This is a genomic window from Streptomyces sp. 1331.2 (genome assembly GCF_900199205.1).
Classification (GTDB): domain Bacteria; phylum Actinomycetota; class Actinomycetes; order Streptomycetales; family Streptomycetaceae; genus Kitasatospora.
In genome coordinates, this window is record NZ_OBMJ01000003.1 from 325,521 (window position 1) to 343,514 (window position 17,994).

General features: G+C 72.2%; 16 protein-coding genes, 1 pseudogene and 1 CRISPR repeat array. Of the genes and pseudogenes, 9 read left to right on the plus strand and 8 right to left on the minus strand.

Annotation, left to right across the window (positions count from 1 at the left end; all coding sequences use genetic code 11):
• Nucleotides 1–61: 61 nt before the first annotated feature.
• A complete protein-coding gene (locus CRP52_RS36635; RefSeq protein ID WP_218893224.1) occupies nucleotides 62–943 on the plus strand; it encodes an NAD(+)/NADH kinase in 882 nt (293 codons plus the stop codon).
• 258 nt (nucleotides 944–1,201) lie between these two features.
• On the opposite strand, the gene CRP52_RS36640 is transcribed toward CRP52_RS36635, so the two are convergent.
• Together CRP52_RS36640 and CRP52_RS36645 are read right to left on the minus strand one after the other, a co-directional pair.
• Nucleotides 1,202–1,606, minus strand: coding sequence for a hypothetical protein (locus CRP52_RS36640; protein ID WP_097241146.1), 405 nt, complete (start codon nucleotides 1,604–1,606; stop codon nucleotides 1,202–1,204).
• A 105-nt stretch (nucleotides 1,607–1,711) separates the two neighbouring features.
• Nucleotides 1,712–2,110, minus strand: a complete 399-nt coding sequence (locus CRP52_RS36645) for a hypothetical protein (protein ID WP_097241147.1) — start codon at nucleotides 2,108–2,110, stop codon at nucleotides 1,712–1,714.
• A 373-nt stretch (nucleotides 2,111–2,483) separates the two neighbouring features.
• Between CRP52_RS36645 and CRP52_RS36650 the strand changes: the two genes are divergently transcribed.
• Nucleotides 2,484–2,987, plus strand: a complete 504-nt coding sequence (locus CRP52_RS36650; RefSeq protein ID WP_143685936.1) for a hypothetical protein — start codon at nucleotides 2,484–2,486, stop codon at nucleotides 2,985–2,987.
• A 106-nt stretch (nucleotides 2,988–3,093) separates the two neighbouring features.
• A complete protein-coding gene (locus CRP52_RS36655) occupies nucleotides 3,094–3,510 on the plus strand; it encodes a hypothetical protein (protein ID WP_097241149.1) in 417 nt (138 codons plus the stop codon).
• Between the two features lie 317 nt (nucleotides 3,511–3,827).
• On the opposite strand, the gene CRP52_RS36660 is transcribed toward CRP52_RS36655, so the two are convergent.
• Nucleotides 3,828–4,460: an HAD family acid phosphatase gene (locus tag CRP52_RS36660; protein WP_097241150.1), complete on the minus strand. Its 633-nt coding sequence runs from the start codon at nucleotides 4,458–4,460 to the stop codon at nucleotides 3,828–3,830.
• A 302-nt stretch (nucleotides 4,461–4,762) separates the two neighbouring features.
• Between CRP52_RS36660 and CRP52_RS36665 the strand changes: the two genes are divergently transcribed.
• Entirely contained in the window at nucleotides 4,763–5,809 is a 1,047-nt protein-coding gene (locus CRP52_RS36665) for a polyprenyl synthetase family protein (RefSeq protein WP_179853163.1), read from the plus strand.
• Nucleotides 5,810–5,913: 104 nt separating this feature from the next.
• Here CRP52_RS36665 and CRP52_RS36670 read toward each other — a convergent pair whose 3' ends face one another.
• On the minus strand, nucleotides 5,914–6,744 hold the full coding sequence (locus tag CRP52_RS36670; protein ID WP_097241152.1) for an SDR family oxidoreductase: 831 nt from the start codon (nucleotides 6,742–6,744) through the stop codon (nucleotides 5,914–5,916).
• A gap of 99 nt (nucleotides 6,745–6,843) precedes the next feature.
• Between CRP52_RS36670 and CRP52_RS36675 the strand changes: the two genes are divergently transcribed.
• From CRP52_RS36675 to CRP52_RS37910, 4 genes are all read left to right on the plus strand, one after another.
• A complete protein-coding gene (locus CRP52_RS36675; protein WP_097241200.1) occupies nucleotides 6,844–7,263 on the plus strand; it encodes a MarR family winged helix-turn-helix transcriptional regulator in 420 nt (139 codons plus the stop codon).
• Nucleotides 7,264–7,490: 227 nt separating this feature from the next.
• Nucleotides 7,491–7,931 (plus strand): hypothetical protein, encoded by a 441-nt coding sequence (locus CRP52_RS36680; RefSeq protein ID WP_257033242.1) that lies wholly within the window; start codon nucleotides 7,491–7,493, stop codon nucleotides 7,929–7,931.
• 490 nt (nucleotides 7,932–8,421) lie between these two features.
• Nucleotides 8,422–9,060, plus strand: coding sequence for a ParA family protein (locus CRP52_RS36685; RefSeq protein ID WP_218893225.1), 639 nt, complete (start codon nucleotides 8,422–8,424; stop codon nucleotides 9,058–9,060).
• Complete coding sequence (locus tag CRP52_RS37910) at nucleotides 9,060–10,238, plus strand: ParB/RepB/Spo0J family partition protein (RefSeq protein ID WP_097241153.1); 1,179 nt, start codon at nucleotides 9,060–9,062, stop codon at nucleotides 10,236–10,238. Before CRP52_RS36685 ends, CRP52_RS37910 begins: the two co-directional genes overlap by 1 nt.
• Nucleotides 10,239–10,444: 206 nt before the next feature.
• A CRISPR array of direct repeats spans nucleotides 10,445–11,571; the repeat unit is 29 nt; unit sequence GTCCTCCCCGCACCCGCGGGGGTCAGCCG.
• 34 nt (nucleotides 11,572–11,605) lie between these two features.
• Here CRP52_RS37910 and CRP52_RS36695 read toward each other — a convergent pair.
• Both CRP52_RS36695 and CRP52_RS36700 read right to left on the minus strand, forming a co-directional pair.
• Entirely contained in the window at nucleotides 11,606–12,271 is a 666-nt protein-coding gene (locus tag CRP52_RS36695) for a response regulator (protein WP_097241154.1), read from the minus strand.
• On the minus strand, nucleotides 12,268–13,491 hold the full coding sequence (locus CRP52_RS36700) for a sensor histidine kinase (protein ID WP_097241203.1): 1,224 nt from the start codon (nucleotides 13,489–13,491) through the stop codon (nucleotides 12,268–12,270). The genes CRP52_RS36695 and CRP52_RS36700 overlap by 4 nt, the downstream gene beginning before the upstream one ends.
• A gap of 255 nt (nucleotides 13,492–13,746) precedes the next feature.
• Between CRP52_RS36700 and CRP52_RS36705 the strand changes: the two are divergent.
• A pseudogene (locus CRP52_RS36705) lies at nucleotides 13,747–15,314 on the plus strand (alpha/beta hydrolase family protein).
• A 209-nt stretch (nucleotides 15,315–15,523) separates the two neighbouring features.
• Here CRP52_RS36705 and CRP52_RS36710 read toward each other — a convergent pair.
• The gene (locus CRP52_RS36710) at nucleotides 15,524–16,162 is read right to left on the minus strand and encodes a GPP34 family phosphoprotein (RefSeq protein ID WP_097241155.1); all 639 of its coding nucleotides are present in this window, start codon (nucleotides 16,160–16,162) and stop codon (nucleotides 15,524–15,526) included.
• Between the two features lie 163 nt (nucleotides 16,163–16,325).
• Nucleotides 16,326–17,993 (minus strand): trypsin-like serine protease, encoded by a 1,668-nt coding sequence (locus CRP52_RS36715; protein ID WP_097241156.1) that lies wholly within the window; start codon nucleotides 17,991–17,993, stop codon nucleotides 16,326–16,328.
• Nucleotide 17,994 lies beyond the last annotated feature (1 nt).

Sequence of the window (17,994 nt, forward strand, 5' to 3'; positions counted from 1 at the left end):
CGGGCGGCTGTGCGTGACTGGAGGGAGCAACAGTGGCCTGGCCGACATCGAGGTGCCCGGAATGGGATTCATCGGCACGGTGGGGCTGGTGCTCCACCCCGAGCGCACCTGCGCGCCCACCGTGGACGCCGTGGTCCGGTGGAGCCGGGCCCGGGGGACGAAGGTCCTGGGGCTGGCGACGGAGGTGGCCCGGATCGGCTGCGAGGCCATCCCGGTCGGGCCCGAGGAGCTGACCGCGAGCGCCGACCTGCTGATCAGCCTCGGCGGGGACGGCACCATGCTGCGCACCATGCGACTGGCGACCCGGGGCCATGCGCCGGTCCTGGGCGTCAACGTCGGACGCCTGGGCTTCCTCGCCGAGGTCGACATCCCGGAGCTGCCGGCCGCGCTGGACGCGATCGACGCCCAGCGGTTCACGCTGGAGGCCCGCTCCGCCGTCCACGCCCGCTTCGGGGACGCCGGGAACACCGGCAACGCCCAGCAGGAGACGGCGCTCAACGACGTCGTGCTCGTGCGCAGCCCGGGGCACAAGTCCGCGGCGGTGGCCGTACGGGTGCAGGGCGAGCCCTTCGTGGCCTACACCGCCGACGCGGTGGTCGTCGCCACACCGACCGGCTCCACCGCGTACAGCTTCTCCGCCGGCGGGCCGATCGTCTCCCCCAACGCGGAGGGGCTGCTGATCACCCCGGTGGCTCCGCACGCCGCCTTCAACCGCTCGGTGTTCCTCTCCAGCGGCGAACGGCTCGAACTGGAGGTCCTGCCGCACAGCGGCGACCTCGCGGTGGAGGCCGACGGCCTCCTGGTCGGCCGGCTCGCACCGGGCGGCGTCGTCGAGGTGACCATGCTGCCCGCCGCCGCCCGCGTGGTGCGGCTCGGCCGGACCACGTTCTACCAGCGGGCCCAGCGCAAGCTCCGGCTCACCGGCTCGGCGGAGCACGGCTGACCCACCCGCACGCGCCCGGGGGTACCGCGACGCGCGGGGAGATGGCAGCCTGAGAGGCCGTCAGGTCCGCGTCAGGACGGCGTCAGGATGTCTTGCGGAGAGCAGAGCGAGGGAGGGCGGATGGCGGTGTACGCGTGGGGAAGGCTCGCCTGCGAGGAGTGACGACTTCGACGTCGGCGAGCTGTACCCGAACGGCAGGATCTGCCCCTGCCCGGAGTACCGCGGCAAGCGCCGCCGCTAGTGTCGGGAGCGCCGGGCTCACACACAGGCGCCGGGAGACTCCGCGTACCCGTACGTGGTCGATCCGTCGACGAACCACACGCGCAGGTAGTAACAGTGGCTCGTCGCCATGGCGATGTGGCCGCTGTACACCTTCCGGCCCCAGTCGGGACCGATGGCCGGACCGATGATGCCCAGATTGGTGGGTGGTACGACCGTGTAGATCGGCCCTCCTGACTGCCAGGCCGGCTTGTCCATGATCGAGTACCACACCTGGATGTCCGTCTCCGGCGTGATGACCCCGGCGACCCATCCGCCGTCCGTGACCATGCACGGGTTCAGCTGAATGGACTCGGGGTAGGTGCCCGGGTCCGTCTGGCCGCGGCAACCTCCGTTCGCGCTTGCGGTTCCGGCCACACCCACGTTCAGGCCGACGGCGGTCACCAGAGCCGCAGCTCCGAGCGCCGTGAGTCGTTTCGCTCTCACGTCTTCCTCCTGTGAAGAATCGGCCGGCTGGGTCGCTCGGCCGAAGCGGTGTCCGTCCGGCTGTCAGCCGAGGTAGATCGGGTCGGTGCCGAAGGTCCAGGAGCTTCCGGACCTCGCGTAGACCTGGATCGGGGTGCTGCCGTAGCCCTCGCCGGAGACGTAGTCACACTGGCCGGGCGCGAGGACGGGGGTGACGTGCCCCGGGCTGGTGACGTAGTGGCCCGCCGTGTCCCTGATCCAGAAATAGAAGCTGTTCGCCGAGCTCTGGTAGTTGCACAGCCGGGCGGACACCCACGGGTTCTCGTCCGACGTGTGCCAGCCCGTGATCTCCACGCCGTGCGCGGAGTTGGAGTCGACTCCGGTCGCGGCGGACGCGGTTCCCGAGGCGAGCCCCAGCCCCGTGACGGTCAGCGCGGTCACCGCGGCGAGGGAGGCGACTCGACGCCCCGACTTGAACTGCATGTCTTCCCCTTCGATTCGGACGGAAGGAACGATCCGTTGCGAGCCGGCCGTACCACCGGTGGTGCCGACTGCCGCGTGGTGGCGGGCGGTTCGGCGTCCATCCTTGCCGTCGGACGTGTCGGCCCACCACGACGTTGACCCGTCGTTGACCGGACACTTCCGTACGGCGGGCGCTCCGGGGAGGGGGGAGGAAAGGGACGGTCCGGGCGGCGGGGCCCGCGAGTGTCAGGCCAACGTCCGGTCAACGTCGTTCCCCGTCCCCCTCGTGACCGGCACCCTGGTGTGCGGACGAAGGGGCGGGACCAGCACGGTGCCGTCCTGGTGCCGTCCTGGTGCCGACCCCGCCGAACCCACCCACCCCCGGAAAGGCCTCATGCCCGCCATACGCAGGAAGCTCATGATCGGGGCGCTGATCGGCGCCTCCCTCCTCGCCGGGATCGCGGACACCGCGGCGGCGAGCCCGGCCGCCGCGGCCTCGTGCTCCTACACCGGCCGCTACGGGACGCAGGACATCCGCACCTCGCAGGGCGAGTACGTCGGCTTCGTGGAACTCCTCTACGCCCCGGCCTGCCGCAGCGTCGAGGCGCACTTCCACGTCGACTCCACCTTCACGTCCCACCACTCGGGCTGGAACGTGGACCTCTCGCTCTACAACAACAAGGCCGCGCCCGCCGTCGTCAGGAACGTCTCCAGCGGCAACTCGTCCTTCTCGGACTACACGACGCCGCCGGCCTCCATCGACGGGTACCCGAGCATGCAGTTCACCGCCTTCCTGGGCTGGGTCTACAACACGTGCTCGATCGACCAGGGCTCCGCCTGGTGGGACTTCCACACCGGAACGCCGTCCCCGAACACCTGGGGAAGCTACCGGTGCTGACCGGGGCGTCGCCCACGGCCCACGCCCACGCCCCCGGCCCATCGCCCACAGCCCACGGCTCACAGCCCATCGCGCGAACACCAGAGACTACTCACTTGGGGGAACGATGAAACGCGCACTCCGCGCACTCACCCGCTCCGCGACCGCGCTGGCGCTCGCGACCGGCGGCGTCATCGCGCTCGGCGCGGGCACCGCCCACGCCGGCACCAACTGCTCCGACTACCTGTGGAGCAACTACGCCACCGAGTACCGGGTCTGCCTCACCTACAACGACCCGACCCACGCCACGGTCTCCTGGTCGGTGAACACCAGCTACTCGAAGACCGACGAGCGTTTCCACCTCAAGGTCGTCAGCAACTGCACCGACCAGAACATCTGGACCGACTGGAACGACTGGTCGCAGAGCGCCCGGAACAACGGCGGTGCGAGCATCGGCTGCGGCATGGGCATCATCGGCGGGGTCGAGATCGAGCTCTACCCGACCGAGTCCGGCAACTACAGCGGCCCCACCGCCTCGGCCTGAGAGGTGTTCGATACCGACAACGGCATGAACGTTGGCGACGCCTGGGTCCACTGCGCCTCGGGCGGCTTCGAGGCGTCCCTCTACCCGACCGAATCGGGCCTCCGGGGCGGCGCCGTCGTCCGCGCCGGACAGCCCCCGCCCACCGCCCCCACCACCAACCCGGCGAACCTTCCGGGCGGAGCACCAGCCTCCCCCACCGCCGTAGCGGCGAGGCATCGTCCGGGGCCCGGCACCACGGCCGGGCCCCGGACGCGTCACTGCGTCACTGCGTCACTGCGTCACTGCGTCACTGCGTCACTGCGTCACTGCGGGAACGGTCAGGAGAGCAGGCCGTCGTAGTCCGGCAGCTTGAAGGTCTTCTCGGCGTGGCCGCCGTTCAGGTCCGTCCAGTTGTTGCCGACGCTGGCGACGATCGTGTAGCCCTCGTTCTCGACCTTGATCCGCTCCTCCGTCTTGTACTGCTGCACCGGCTTGGTCAGGTCGCCCAGGTCGCGTCCGCGCAGCTCGTCCACGGTGTAGCCGGCCTTCTGCAGGCTGTACCGGGTGACGGATTCGATGAAGCCCGGGCGCGCAGTGACGAAGATGATCGTGACCCCGCGCGCGTGGGCGTACTGCGCCAGCTCCACCACCGGCGCTATGCCCGGCATCGTGAACGGGTGGAAGTGCGTCGCCAGGGTGGTGTTGTCGATGTCGAAGACGATCGCGGGCTTCTCGCCCGCCTTCGGGGTGGCGGTGCGCTGCTCGATGTAGGCGCGGGCGGGCGCGATCGCCGCGGTGACGTCAGCCAACCACTGCTGCTCGCTCACCGAGCTGCCGGCCGCGACGGCAGGAGCAGCGGCGGAAACAGCCGGGGCCGGGGCGGCCGGGGCGGCGACCGCGGGGGCGGCGAGGCCGGCGGTGATCGCCGCCGTCAGGGTCACGGTGGCGACGAGCTTGGCCTTGATGCTCATATCAGGAACTCGGCTTTCTTCTGATTGATGATCAGACAATCGGTATGTAGGCAACCTACGAACCCGTCGAAGCGTCAATCAAGCCGATCGGGTGGCAACTTGCTGACGATCGGCGGCCCCGGCGCCGGCTCCGGCCGAACGGAGGGGGCCCACCCAGCCGTTCGGCGGGCCCGCGCCGCACCATTCCCACCCGTTCGAGTGACCTGGCTGCCCATATCGTGCGGGCGCGCTGGGCATCAGGGATGTCAAGGAAGCCGCTGCCGAGCACTCGGCGGTCCCCACGAGCAGATCAGAGGATCGTCATGCCCCACCCGCTGCAATCCGCCGCCCTCCGGCAGCCCGAGACCCCGGACCACCGCGCCGGGTACCGGCGCACGCTCTCGGCCTACCGCGACGAGCTCCGGGCCGAGGTCGAGCGGCGCTGGGGCGCCGAACAGCAGGAGCCGGAGACGATCTGCCGCCACGCGCTGCTCCCGGCGGGCAAGCTCGTACGCCCGCTGCTCTGCCTGGAGTCGACGGCCGCGGTCGGCGGCACGGCGGCCCAGGTGATGCCGGCCGCGCTCGGAATCGAAGCCGGCCACGTGGCGAGCCTGATCCACGACGACATCATCGACGGGGACGACACCCGGCGCGGACGCCCCGCCGTGCAGCACCGGTTCGGGATCGACCGCGCGATCCTGGCCGGCGACAGGATGATCTTCTCGATGTTCCAGGGGCTGGCCGAATGCCAGGACCGCGGCGTCCCCACCGAGCGGATCGTCCAGGCCCTGCGCGTCTTCGCCGACATGGGCGCCGACCTGTGCCGCGGCGCGACGGTCGAACTGGCGCTGGGCGGAGACCCCTCCTGCACCGTGGAGGACTACCTCGCCATGACCCGGCTCAAGACCGCGGCGGGGATCCGGGGCGCCTGCCAGATCGGAGCGGTCCTGGGCGGCGGCACCCCCGAGGAGGTCCACGCGCTCGGCGTCTACGGGGACGAACTCGGCACCGCGTTCCAGATCCAGGACGACCTGCTGCCCTACGACCACGACCGTTCCCCCACCGGCAAGCCGGCCACCAGCGACCTGCGCAACCGCCGCCCCACCCTCCCGATCCTGCTGGCCCACCGGACGGCAAGCCCCGGCGACCGCGACACCGTCGAGCAGATGCTCGCCGGCCGCCTGGACACGCACACCGCACACCGCCGGATCCACGAGGTCGTCCACCGCACCGGCGCCATGGCCGCGGCCCACCGCATCGCCCAACGCCACCTCCACCGGGCCCGTGCCGCACTCACCGCCCTCCCGGCCACCGGCAGCCGCACCCGCCTCACCCTCCTCGCCGACGACGTGCTCGGCAGCGGCCGATAGCGGCGCCCAAGCAGCGACGGAGCAGTGCCGGAGCGGCGACGACGACCGGGCCGGCGACGCGCCAACTCGCCGGCTTCGTCGACGTACCGACGGTCCGTCCGTCCTCAGGCGACCCAGGCGCTCGTCAGGGTCTGGACGGCCGACCCGTCGAGGTCCTTGAGCTTGGTGGCGGCGAAGGCGCGCGCGGCGTCGGAGGTGAGCAGGCGGAAGGGCGGCTGCTCGGCGGCGAGGAGGTCGGTGATCCGGGCGGCGACGTCCTGCGAGGTCTGGGCGTTGGCGAAGGCGCCACGGGTGCGCTCCAGGTAGGCGGCCAGCGCCGGTGCGTACGGTCCGGCCTGCTCCAGCGGGTCCTCGGCGAGGCGCACGTTGCTGACGAACTCGCTGGCCACCGCGCCCGGTTCGACCACGCTGACGGACACGCCGGCGGTGGCGGCGACCGGCGCGAGGGATTCCATGTAGCCCTCGACGGCGAACTTGGCGGCGCAGTAGGCCTCGTTGAAGGGCTGGCCGACCACGCCGCCGACGCTGGTGACGGTCAGCAGCCGGCCCTTGCTCGCCCGCAGCAGGGGCAGGGCGGCCTTGGTGACGTGCAGGACGCCGAAGAAGTTGACCTCCATCACGGCGCGGACGTCCTCGACGCTCTCCTGCTCCAGGGTGCCGACGTGGCCCGCGCCGGCGTTGTTGACCAGCGCGTCCAGCCGGTCGAGGCCGGACAGGCAGGCCTCGACGGAGGCCGGGTCGGTCACGTCCAGGGCCCGGACGTCGACGGTGACCCCGGCTTCCGCTGCCGCCGCCAGCAGCGCGTCCGCCTTGGTGGTGTCGCGCATGGTGGCGATCACGTGCCAGCCGCTGCGCGCGGCGGCGACGGCGGTGGCCAGGCCGATGCCGGAGGAGGTGCCGGTGATCAGGACGGTCTTGGTGGTCGCCGTAGTCATGGTGGGAACTCCCTCTTACTTATGTTTCATAACCAATATGGGTCATAACTATGCTCCCCGATAGTTCAGCCTGTCAAGTACCTCGGTATGCTGGACGGCATGTCCCAGCCACCGGATGAGCTCACCCGGGAGATCGTCGGCCTCATCGCGGCCGTCACCCGCCGCTACGCCAAGGAGTTCGAGGCCGCCGCGGCGACCCACGACCTCACGTCGCTGCAGGCCAAGGCGCTGCTCGCCGCCGAGGAGCCGGTCCCGACCCGCCGGATCGCGGAGCGGCTGCACGCCGAGCCGTCCAACGTGACGGTGATCATCGACCGACTGGAGTCCCGGGGCCTGGTGGAGCGCAGCGTCGACCCGGGCGACCGCCGGGTCAAGCGCGTCGCCGCCACCGAAGCGGGGCGCAGCGTCGCCGCCGACCTGCGCACCCGGATGCCCTTCGCCGCCGACCCCCTGGCCAGGCTCAGCACGGGCCAGCGCGAGGACCTGCGCGCACTGCTGCACCTGGTCCTGGAGGCCTGACGGCGCCGTGCCACCCACCCGGGATCCCGGGCGCCGCCGTCCTGCACACCCGCAAGGCCCCCCGCACCCGCCGACCCGATCGTTTTCGGTCAGGTGCGCCGATCCTTCGATCCAGACCTATCCGCAACCGATCACCCGTCGCTAGGGTGCGGCCCGTCCCCGTTGTTACGCCCTCCCCCGCGGCCGTACCCGCAGCAGGGGAGCAGACCGAACGGAACGGTGTCACCGTGACCAGGATCCTCCGTCAGCTGACCACCCGGGCTGCAAGGGCGGCCGCCACGGTCGCCGTCCTCGCGGCCGCCCTCACCGGCACGACGGCCGGAACCGCCTCCGCCACCGGCGGCTGGAGCTGCTCCGGAGCGCCCGTTCCGGCCGGCTACGTCATCACCATGTACGACGCCAGTGGCTGCAACAACCACGGCGCCTGGTTCCAGCAGCCCGCCCAGAACCGCCTCTGGACCTGCTCCGGCTCACCGATCGTCTCCGGCTACGTCCTGACGAACTACGACTCCCGCGGCTGCAGCGGCGTCGGCGCCTGGTTCCACGAACTGGTCCGCAACGGCATCTGGACCTGCCCGTACTCCCCGATCCCCGCCGGCTACCGCAGCACCTCCTACGACGCCCGCGGCTGCAGCGGCCTCGGCGCCTGGCTCACCATCAAGGTCTGACGGGGACCGGCCGACCCCACAGGAGCCTGGGCCCGACGAAGACACCGAGCCCGGGCTCCCCCCTTTCAACGGCGCCGTCGCCCCGGGGACAGCCCGCCCATGCCGGAAGTCACGGCAGGCATTATTCGCACGCCCCACCCGCCGGTCACGACCACCCCATTCACACCGCCTTTCCGTGTTTCCTCCCCCCCTCCGCCGTGCGTGCACGGCCGAGCACTCGGGCGGGACGGGACTCAGCTTCCAACGCGGCTCCGGACACGGCTTCCGACACGGCTTCCGACACGGAATCGGCCCCCGTAACCGGCCCACGAAACCGATCATTGTGCGCAAACGCACGCGGGTCGTGTCGAGCTCTCAGTTGATCATCTGGAATGCTGTTCCCCGTCCGCCGTCCAATGGCTCTGAGCGGCGGGCATTCCGAAGTACCGGGCAACACCGCCCGGGAAGCCCACGGAGAGAACGGAACATCATGAAGCCATCAGTGCTTGTCGTGTCCACCGACCCCCAGGGGTCCGCCGTCGTCTGGGCCGAGCGGGTCGGGGACAACCTGCCGTTCGACTTCATGGCGGCGCACGACCAGGCCGAACAGCTCGTCCACCTCAAGAAGACCGGCGCGAAGATCCACGTCATCGCCAACCAGAAGGGCGGCGTGGGCAAGACCACCACCACGGTCAACCTCGCGGCGTGCACCTTCGACGTCCTCGGCGAGAAGGACGAGTACCAGCACATCTTCATCGACACGCCGGGCACCCTGGCGGACGAGCAGATCCTGCGCAACGCCCTGGAGATCGCGGACGACGTCCTCGTCCCGATGATCACCGAGCCGCTGTGCTTCGACCCGACGGCCCGGACCATCCAGAAGGTCATCGAGCCGATGGACATCCCCTTCCGGATCGTCGTCAACAACTGGGACCCGCGGGACGGCCGCGCCGACCTCGAAGACACCGAGGCGTACATCGCGGCGAGGGGTTGGCCCCGCGCCAAGACCGTCCTGCGCCGCTACAAGATCCACTCGCGCGCGGTCGCCGAAGGCACCGTCGTCACCCAGTACAAGGAGAGCGGCACCGCCTACCGGGCCCGCGAGGACTTCTTCCGCCTCTCCCTCGAACTCGGTTACGGGGGTCGCTGATGGCAGGCCGTCGCGTCTCCTTCGCCTCGATGGCCACCGACCCGGTGGTCGACGCCCCCGGTGTGGACAGCGCCAAGAGCGCCGCGGACACCCCCGCCCGGTGGATCCCCACCGCCAACTGCCTCCCCAACCCGCGCAACCCCCGCGACGAACTGGGCGACCTCTCCGACCTGGCGAGCATCAAGGACCGCCAGCTCCAGAGCTGCCTCGCCGTCACCCCCGCCGCCTACCTGCGGCTGTGGCCGGAGGACCGGCAGACCCTCGGCGCGGGCCCGCAGGACGTCATCGTCATCAACGGCAACCGCCGCCGCGCCGCGGCCGCGCTGTACGGGCGCGAACAGCTGCTCGTCGTCGTCGACGACTCGGTCGCCGAGTCCAAGGCGACCCTGCTGCGAGCCGCGCTGGACGAGAACATGGCGCGCAAGGACTTCGACCCGATCGAGGAGGCCAACGCGGTCCTGCTCATCGTGGCGCAGTACCCGACCGCCAAGGAAGCCGCCGAAGCGGAAGGCTGGTCCCAGAGCTGGATCTCCCACCGCAAGAACCTGCTGAAGCTCCACCCGGAACTCCAGCGGCAGGTGCGGGCCAAGGCGCGCGGCGAGGAGGGCATCTCCATCAACGTCGCGCGGCGGCTGGGATCGGTGAAGGGCATCGAGGACATGTCCCAGGCCCAGCAGACGGAACAGCTGGAACAGCTGCTCCAGGCCGACGCCGACGCGGTGCTCGCCAAGCGGGCGGCGCGGCAGGAGGCGAAGGCGGCGGTCAAGGCAGCCCCTGCCGCTGCCCCCGCCGACGTGCCGGCGGCGCAGCCGGCGGCGGTTGCGCCTGCGCCGGCACCGGCACCGGCACCTGCGGCCGCAAAGCCGGTGACCAAGCCGTCAGCTCCCGCTGCACCGGTGCCGAGCACCGAGCCCAAGCCCGAACCCGTCTCCGCTGCGGACCCCGACCGATTTTCCGCGGAAAATTCCGACCCCCTCCCGATGCCCGAGCAGCGCGCCGTGGCCCCGTCGACCGACGAACAGCCGGCGACCACTACCCCGCAGACCACAGGCCTCGGCAACGTCGACTGGCATGACGTCGAGGAACTGGCAGACGCCATCTGCCGCACCCTCTCCGCCGACGAGGCCTACCGCCTCGCCGACGCCCTCGCCAACCGCCTGCTGACCACCAGCAGCTGACAAACCCCCGTGGTGTCCCGCCCCCGCCCAGTGGGTGGGGGCGGGACACCACAACGCGTTGAGGCCGGCACATTGTCAGACACAGGTGACACGATGTCCGGAGCTCCTTGACTCCTCAACAGCCCACCACATCGACAAGCACCCGAAGCCGACGCCCCCTCAGTCAAGAAACAGCAAAGCCGCCACTACACCGCAGGTCACAAAGAGTCCTCCCCGCACCCGCGGGGGTCAGCCGGCTGCACCCCCCCACACCCCCCCGGAGGGGGAGTCCTCCCCGCACCCGCGGGGGTCAGCCGACGTCCTGTCGCAGCTCAGCGACGGACGCGGGGTCCTCCCCGCACCCGCGGGGGTCAGCCGGACGGCTCTACCGACTGGAGAACTCCCTATAGGTCCTCCCCGCACCCGCGGGGGTCAGCCGACGCCGACCGGTGGCGAATCAACGTGTGGCAGGTCCTCCCCGCACCCGCGGGGGTCAGCCGTCCGGCGATCTTCGCGGAGTCGAGATCCTGAAGTCCTCCCCGCACCCGCGGGGGTCAGCCCGTCGCGTTCAACGAGGACGGCCCGGCGAACGTGTCCTCCCCGCACCCGCGGGGGTCAGCCGCTCCGCATCACCCTGGCCCCGTCCAGCTCGGTGTCCTCCCCGCACCCGCGGGGGTCAGCCGCCGAGCACGGCCCCCCTCCCAGCCAGCCGTTCGTCCTCCCCGCACCCGCGGGGGTCAGCCGGAGATCGGGTTGTCGTAGGCAGCCGCTCCGCCGTCCTCCCCGCACCCGCGGGGGTCAGCCGTGGTGGACGAGTACGTCACCGAGCAGGTGCCGGTCCTCCCTGCACCCGCGGGGGTCAGCCGGCGGCGGTTGCCATCGAGGACGACGTAGTCGGGTCCTCCCCGCACCCGCGGGGGTCAGCCGATTGCCGCGGGTGCTGTCCGTGGCAGCCTCGCGTCCTCCCCGCACCCGCGGGGGTCAGCCGTTCGCGCTGCGGGTCCTGGCCGGGTACACGGCGTCCTCCCCGCACCCGCGGGGGTCAGCCGCGCAGGGAGAGCCTGCGGCGGTCAGTCATGATGTCCTCCCCGCACCCGCGGGGGTCAGCCGGTTCCGCTCGAATCCGCGAGGCGGGTTCGGTGGTCCTCCCCGCACCCGCGGGGGTCAGCCGTACCCATCCAGGGCTGTGGAGTTGTACGCCCAGTCCTCCCCGCACCCGCGGGGGTCAGCCGTGGTTGAGCTGGGCTGCCATGACCTTGGGGCCGTCCTCCCCGCACCCACGGGGGTCAGCCGGTTCGACTGTCGTGCCGGGCCGGGTGTCCAGCGTCCTCCCCGCATCCGCGGGGGTCAGCCTGAAGCACAGGCGCGCCGGGCCCTTCCTGGTGGTGTCAGGCCGGGTGGACGAGGCGGCTGTCGTAAGCGAAGACGACGGCCTGGATCCGGTCGCGGAGTCCGAGTTTCTGCAGGATCCGCCCGAGGTGGGCCTTCACGGTCGCCTCGGCGAGGTGCAGGGCGGCCGCGATCTCGGCGTTGGACAGGCCGCTACCCACCTTGACGAGGACGTCGCGTTCGCGCGTGCTGAGCCGGCTGAGTCGTTCGTCGTGGTGGTCGGTGCGGCTCCCGTGGGGGAGGTACGGCCGGAGGTCGTCGAGCAGGCGGCGGGTGATCCTCGGGGCGAGAGCGGCGTCGCCCGCGGCCACGTTGCGTATCGCGGTGAGGAGTTCCTCGGGCCTGGCGTTCTTCAGCAGGAAGCCGGAGGCGCCGGCGGCGAGTCCGGCGAAGGCGTATTCGTCGAGGTCGAAGGTGGTGAGGATCAGTACCTTGCTCCTCGGGGAGATCTGGGTGAGCCGGTGGGTCGCCTCGATGCCGTCGGTCCCGGGCATCCGGACGTCCATCAGGACGACGTCGGGGCGCAGTTCCCGGGTGAGGCGTACGGCCTCGGCGCCGTCCGCGGCCTCGCCGACGGGTGTCATGTCGGGCTGGGCGTCCAGGATCGTGCTGAAGGCCATCCGGAGCAGTGCTTCGTCGTCGGCGATCAGGATGCGGATCGTCATGCGGGAGCTGCTCCGTCGAGGTGGAGGCGGGTGTGGACGTTCCAGCCGCCGCCCGGGAGCGGTCCGGCGCGCAGTGTCCCGCCGTAGGCGGCCGAGCGCTCGCGCATGCCGGGGATGCCCTGGCCGGACGGAGCGGACGAGGTGGACGAGCCGGGGAGGTGGGGGCCGTTGTCGGTGATGTCCACGGTGAGGGTTGCGGCGGAGCACTGGATCCGGACGTCGGCGCGGGTGCCGGCGGGGGTGTGTTGGAGGGTGTTGGTCAAGGCTTCCTGTACCAGGCGGTAGACGGTCAGTTGGGCGGTGGCAGGCACGTGGGAGTGGCTGCCGAGGATGTCGAGGCGGGTCGGCAGCCCGGTGGCGCGCATCCGGTCGGCGAGGGTGTCGAGTTGGGCGATGCCGGGCAGGGGGTGGCGCTGCGCGTCGGGTTCGTCGGTCCGCAGGATGCCGAGCGAGCGCCGCATGTCGGTCAGGGCCTGCCGGCCGGTCTCGGAGACCTGGAGCATCGCGGTGGTCGTCCGGTCGGGTGAGCGGTGCTGCGTCTGGACGGCGGCGTCGGTGAGGGCGACCATGACGGACAGGTTGTGGGTGACGATGTCGTGCATCTCCCGGGCGATGCGGGTGCGTTCCTCGGCGACGGCCAGTCGTGCCTGCTGGTCCTGGTGTTGCTCCAGGCGTGCGGCCCGTTCCTCCAGGGCGGCGAGGTAGGCGCGCGCGGTCCGCGCGTTCGTGCCCAGGGCGACGGTGGCGACGACGGTCGCGGTCAGTGCGAGGAAGGGGGCCAGGAATGCTCCTTCCGTCGCCCAGCGCAGGCACGCCAGCAGGGCCCCACCCTCGACGACGGCGCCGGCGACGAGTGCCGCGCGTCCGCCCACGTGCGCGGCCACCGTGTACAGGGCCACCAACAGCGCGACGTCCGCGGGCAGTTGGACGTTCGCCAGCCACTGGACGAAGGCTGCGGCTGCGACGGCGCCGAACACCGCGCGTGGGGCACGCTGCCGCCACAACAGGGGCAGCGTGAGGGCGACGGTGAGGGCCGCGGCTGCCGGGAGCTCGTGCGGTGCGCGCGTGGCCGCGACATGGAGCAGGAGCAGGAGCAGCAGCAGGAGCGGCGTGGGCTTCGTGGGCTTCGTGGGCGGCAGCCCGGTTGTCGTCGGTCGCTGTGCACGGTTCCGGTGGCGTACCGGGTGGGCGGTGTCGTGCCCTGCGGCAGCCTCCGTCATCAGCACGTCCCCGTCGTCCCTGTCTGTCCCTTGCCGATACGGCACCTTGGCGGCCCGGCCCCGCGTCGCCGCCGTGCCCCGTCCCGCCACGGTAGGTGGCGGGGGCGGCGGCGCACATGCGCCCGCCGTCGGAGGACACCGCACCGGAGTACGACCGCAGGAGGAGCGCGGGTACCTCCTGCGGTCGCACCGCGGCCGCCCTTTTCGGGGTGTCCGTTGGCGACCGGGGTGGCATGTGCCGGAGACCGCGGGCCGATGTGCCGCCGTGTGCGCTGCTTCGAGGATGGCGGGGTGACCGAGACGATCCCGGGACTGTCCATGTCCCTTCCGGAGTTCCTTGCCGTGCTGGGCGCCGTCGCGCTGGTGGTGGCCCGCTGGCTTCCCCCTGGCGCCCGTCCGCGCGTCACGATCGCGGCGGGGGCGGTGTTCGTGCTGTCCGTGATCGTGCTGGGTGTGGTGGGGATCCGCTGGCAGGTGCTGCCGGTGCTGGCAGGTGGTGCCGTCGCGCTGCCGTTCGCTCTCTCCCCGCTGCTCCGAACGCTCCGGCGCCGCCCCGGCCGGGACGGCTGGCGAGCGTGGCGGGCGCGGTGGTGGCTGGCGTTGCCGGGGTCGATGGCCTGCCTCGGCCTGATCGCCGCCGGGCCGGTGGCCGCCTGGGCGTTTCCCGTGCCCGTGTTCCCCGAGCCGTCGGGCTCCTTCGCCGTCGGCACCCGGGTGGTGCAATGGACCGACCCGAACCGCCCCGAGACCTTCACCGCCGACCCGGACGACCGGCGCACGGTCCTGGTCCAGCTCTGGTACCCCGCGCAGAAGAGCCCCGCGGGCGCGCAGCGGGCCCAGTACCTCGGACGTACGGAGCAGGAGGCGCGCACCGTCTCCGATGCCCTGGCCGGTGCTGTCGGGCTGCCCGGCTTCCTGGTCGACGGCGTACCGCGGGCCCGTACGCATGCGGTCTTCAACGCCCCGGTGGCCGGTGGGGGCGAACGGTTCCCCGTCGTGCTGTTCTCCCCCGGAGCGGGCGGGGTGCGCACCCAGAACACCGCCTGGGCGGAGGAACTGGCCAGCCACGGCTACGTGGTGGCCGCCCTCGACCACCCGTACGACTCCGCGGCGGTCGTCCTGGACGACGGCCGGACCATCCGCGCCGCGACCGCCTCCACCGGCGACCGGGACGCGGACGAGGAGCTCGCGGCCGGCTGGACGGCCGTCAGGGCCGCCGATCTCGGCTTCGTGCTCACGCGGCTGGAGGGCCTGGACCGCGGCGCGATCGCCGACCCGGTGGTGGGGAGTGACCCGCTGACCGGACGCGACCCGCTGACCGGACGTCTGGACACCGGCCGGGCCGCGGTGACCGGCCACTCCATGGGCGGTGCCGCCGCCCTGCAGGCGGCCCGGCAGGACCCCCGGTTCGCCGCCGTCATCGACCTGGACGGCTACCCCCACGGTCCCGCATCCCCGGCCCTCCACCAGCCGGTGCTCGCGCTCACCCAGGCCATCACCCCGAGCACCGACCCGCGATACCTGCCGCGCCTGACCGAGGCCCTCGCGTCCGACACCGCGCCGAGCTACCGGCTCACCGTCCCCGGCGCCGCCCACCTCAGCTTCATGGACGGCCCGCTGTACCTGCCGCCCGTGCCCTCGATCGTCGGCTCCCTGGGCCGCACCGGGAGCCCCGCGTCGTCGCCGCAACCACGCTCGCCTTCCTGGACGCCACGCTGCGGCACGCGCCCGGTGACCCGGCCGGCGACGCGCACGGCGACCCGGCCGGCGCGCTGTCGGCCTACGGCAGCCTCAGCGTCCACCGCCCGGACGCGCCCCGCTGACCTGCCGCGCCGCCACCGGCCCACGCGGGGCGCCGGAACGGTGGCACAGGAGGACGACAGCGCGCCGTGTTCGCGGCCTGAGGTCAGCGGCCTGCGTCGAAGCGGGCGCGGTTGGCGTCGATCAGGCGGTGGCCTTCGTCGCTGCCCCGGCAGTCTTCCCCGGCGCGCGGGTGGTCGGGAGCGCCGGCGGCCGACCCTGCCGGTCGTGTTCAGCCGACCCCGCCACGCCAGATGTTGTCGAACGCTGCGTCCTCGACGGCGCGACGCCGCCGCACGGCGTCCAGTTCCCGGACCGCGTCGTTGACCGTGGCGAGGACTGCCGCCAGGTCGTCGTCGGTGATGTCGGGCTGCTCGCCCGGCGACCGCGCCGCGATGCCGGCGGCCGCTGCCAGGGCGGTGAGCACGGGCTCGCGCGACATCCAGCGGTCGATCGCCGCACGGCGTCCGGCAGACTCGGGCGGTGCGGGGTCACCGGGCTTCGCCCGCGGTGCCGTCCGGTGGAGGCGAAGGTGCGGGTGGAGACGGGGGCCGCGGGTGCCGGGCGGCGTGCCGAGCGCGCTCGCGTAGGCGGCCGCGAGCCCTCGGCCCCGGCGCCACAGCCAGTCCTCGACCGATTCGAACGGCGGCTGTCGGAGGACCGCCGCTGCAGCCTCGGCCAGCAGCGCCTCCGTGGCGGGCGCCGGGCCGGCGGGCAGGATCCGGGTGCCGTCCAGTCGGACTGCCCCGGCGTCGAGCAGATCGATCAGCTCGGCGCCGGCGAGCGCGAGTGACAGGTCGCCCTGTTCCGGGGGAGGGCCGGTCCCTGCCTCCAGGGCGACGACCAGCAGGTCCTGCGGTGTGGTGTCCATCGGTGGCCCGACCTTCGGAGGCTCGGCGGCGGCGGTGAGCGGTGGCTGCTGCCAGTCTGCCTCGTCGGCGCCCCCGCGACGCTCTCCCCGCTGTCGGATCCTGAGAACGCCTCGGTGCGGGAGAGAGGTCTCTCCCGCACCGAGGCGTGTGACGATCTGTCGGTCAGAGGGTGCCGGTGATGACGGTTCCGGTGTGGCTGCCGGGAATCGTGCTGACGTCGAGGCTTTCGGGGGTGGCCCACGTGCCGTCGGCGTGGCGGGCGGTGAGCAGGACCTTGTTGTCGGTGGTGGCGATGGCGAACCGGGCGTCGGTGTCGACGGGGGCGGCGCTGATGCTGGTGCCCGTGACGTTCCCGACGACTCCGCCGAGGGAGGCCATCGGCTGCCAGTCGCCGTTGGCGAAGCGCAGGGTGTGGTACTGGCCGTCGCTGGCGATGAGGGCGAGGTTGAGGTCGCTGTTCTGGCGGGAGATGGCGACGGCCGTCACGGGTGCGGTGGCACCGGCGGCGTTGGCGACCGATCCCCAGGCGCCCCACTTTCCGCCGGCGTTGCGCAGGGTGTGGTAGATCTTCCCGCCCGACACGGCGGCGATGTGCAGTTCGCCGCCGGCGGCTCCTGCAGCGGATATGGAGGTGATGCCCTTGAGCGGCCCGGCGACGTCGGTGACCACGCCGAAGGCGCTCCACTCGCCGGCGCCGTTGCGGACGGTGTGGAAGAGGATGTCGTCGGCGACGACGACCACGTGCAGGTCGTTGCCGATGGAGGAGATGGAGACCTGGGTGATGTTGCCGAGGTCGTTGAGGGCGATGTTGAGGTCGACGAAGCGCTGGGCCCAGCTGCCGTCGCCCTTGCGGATCGCGTAGTGAAGGTGCCCGTCACCGCCGAGGGCGATGATGTGGGTGGAGGTGTCGATGCCGGCAGTCGCGACGGCGCGCACACCGCCGATGTTCCCGGCCGCGGCCTGGACGTCCTCGTACGGCGTCCAGGACCCGTCGTAGAGACGGCTGGCGAAGTACAGGTTGGCGTCGCTGCGCACCAGGGCCTGGGTCTTCCAGCCGGCGGCCTTCGCCCGGGTCTGCTGGATCCAGCCGGCGACGTTGTCGACGCGGGTGTTGTAGGCGCCGGTGCGGGTCTCGGTGGCCGGGGTGCCCAGGCAGCCGCCCTGCCAGGAGCGGGAGGCCACGGCGAGGAGTTCGGCCTTGCCGCCCGTCTCGCGGATCACGGGGGCGCCGGTGTCGCCCTTGCAGATCGCCGCGCCGCCGGTGCCGGTGGTACCGATGCCGGCGGTGCTCACGGTGTCGAGGGTGAAGGCGCCGGTGTGGAGCTTGAGCGGCGTCCACTCGTCCTTGGTGCGCCCGTACCCGGGAACGCGCAGCGTCTGCCCGGCGGTCGGTGCGGTGGTGGCGATCGTCAGCGGGGTGATGCCGTCGACCGGCGTGGCCAGACGGGCCATCACCAGGTCCCGGTCCTGGTGCGGTACCAGCTCGACGACCGCGGCCTCCTTGCCGGCCTGGGTGGTCAGGTCGGTACGGCCTATGGTCGCGGTGGTCTTCCACTTCGGTGCACCGGCGGCCAGCGCCTGCGGCTGCGCCGGGTCGTCGGCGAAGCAGGAGGCGGCGGTGAGCACCCAGTTGCGGTCCACCAGGGCACCGGTGCAGGCCCGCAGGTTGTCCCCGATCACCAGCCGGGCGGTCGAGGCGTAGGAGCCGTCGGCGGCGGCGTCACCGGCCACGGCACCGGCCGGGGAGGTGGCGAAGGTGGCCAGTGCGCCGGTCGCGAGAGCGGCGGTCAGTGCGCCGGCCCGGCGGCGGGGCGAGGAGTTGCGAGGCATG

What these genes read in the sequence shown, in the direction of transcription:
- CRP52_RS36665 (WP_179853163.1), top strand. Translation starts at nt 4,763, where the DNA reads ATGCCCCACCCGCTGCAATCCGCCGCCCTCCGGCAGCCCGAGACCCCG.
- CRP52_RS36675 (WP_097241200.1), top strand. Translation starts at nt 6,844, where the DNA reads ATGTCCCAGCCACCGGATGAGCTCACCCGGGAGATCGTCGGCCTCATC.
- CRP52_RS36695 (WP_097241154.1), bottom strand. Translation starts at nt 12,271, where the DNA reads ATGACGATCCGCATCCTGATCGCCGACGACGAAGCACTGCTCCGGATG.
- CRP52_RS36700 (WP_097241203.1), bottom strand. Translation starts at nt 13,491, where the DNA reads ATGACGGAGGCTGCCGCAGGGCACGACACCGCCCACCCGGTACGCCAC.
- CRP52_RS36655 (WP_097241149.1), top strand. Translation starts at nt 3,094, where the DNA reads ATGAAACGCGCACTCCGCGCACTCACCCGCTCCGCGACCGCGCTGGCG.
- CRP52_RS36645 (WP_097241147.1), bottom strand. Translation starts at nt 2,110, where the DNA reads ATGCAGTTCAAGTCGGGGCGTCGAGTCGCCTCCCTCGCCGCGGTGACC.
- CRP52_RS36710 (WP_097241155.1), bottom strand. Translation starts at nt 16,162, where the DNA reads ATGGACACCACACCGCAGGACCTGCTGGTCGTCGCCCTGGAGGCAGGG.
- CRP52_RS36635 (WP_218893224.1), top strand. Translation starts at nt 62, where the DNA reads ATGGGATTCATCGGCACGGTGGGGCTGGTGCTCCACCCCGAGCGCACC.
- CRP52_RS37910 (WP_097241153.1), top strand. Translation starts at nt 9,060, where the DNA reads ATGGCAGGCCGTCGCGTCTCCTTCGCCTCGATGGCCACCGACCCGGTG.
- CRP52_RS36670 (WP_097241152.1), bottom strand. Translation starts at nt 6,744, where the DNA reads ATGACTACGGCGACCACCAAGACCGTCCTGATCACCGGCACCTCCTCC.
- CRP52_RS36650 (WP_143685936.1), top strand. Translation starts at nt 2,484, where the DNA reads ATGCCCGCCATACGCAGGAAGCTCATGATCGGGGCGCTGATCGGCGCC.
- CRP52_RS36660 (WP_097241150.1), bottom strand. Translation starts at nt 4,460, where the DNA reads ATGAGCATCAAGGCCAAGCTCGTCGCCACCGTGACCCTGACGGCGGCG.
- CRP52_RS36715 (WP_097241156.1), bottom strand. Translation starts at nt 17,993, where the DNA reads ATGCCTCGCAACTCCTCGCCCCGCCGCCGGGCCGGCGCACTGACCGCC.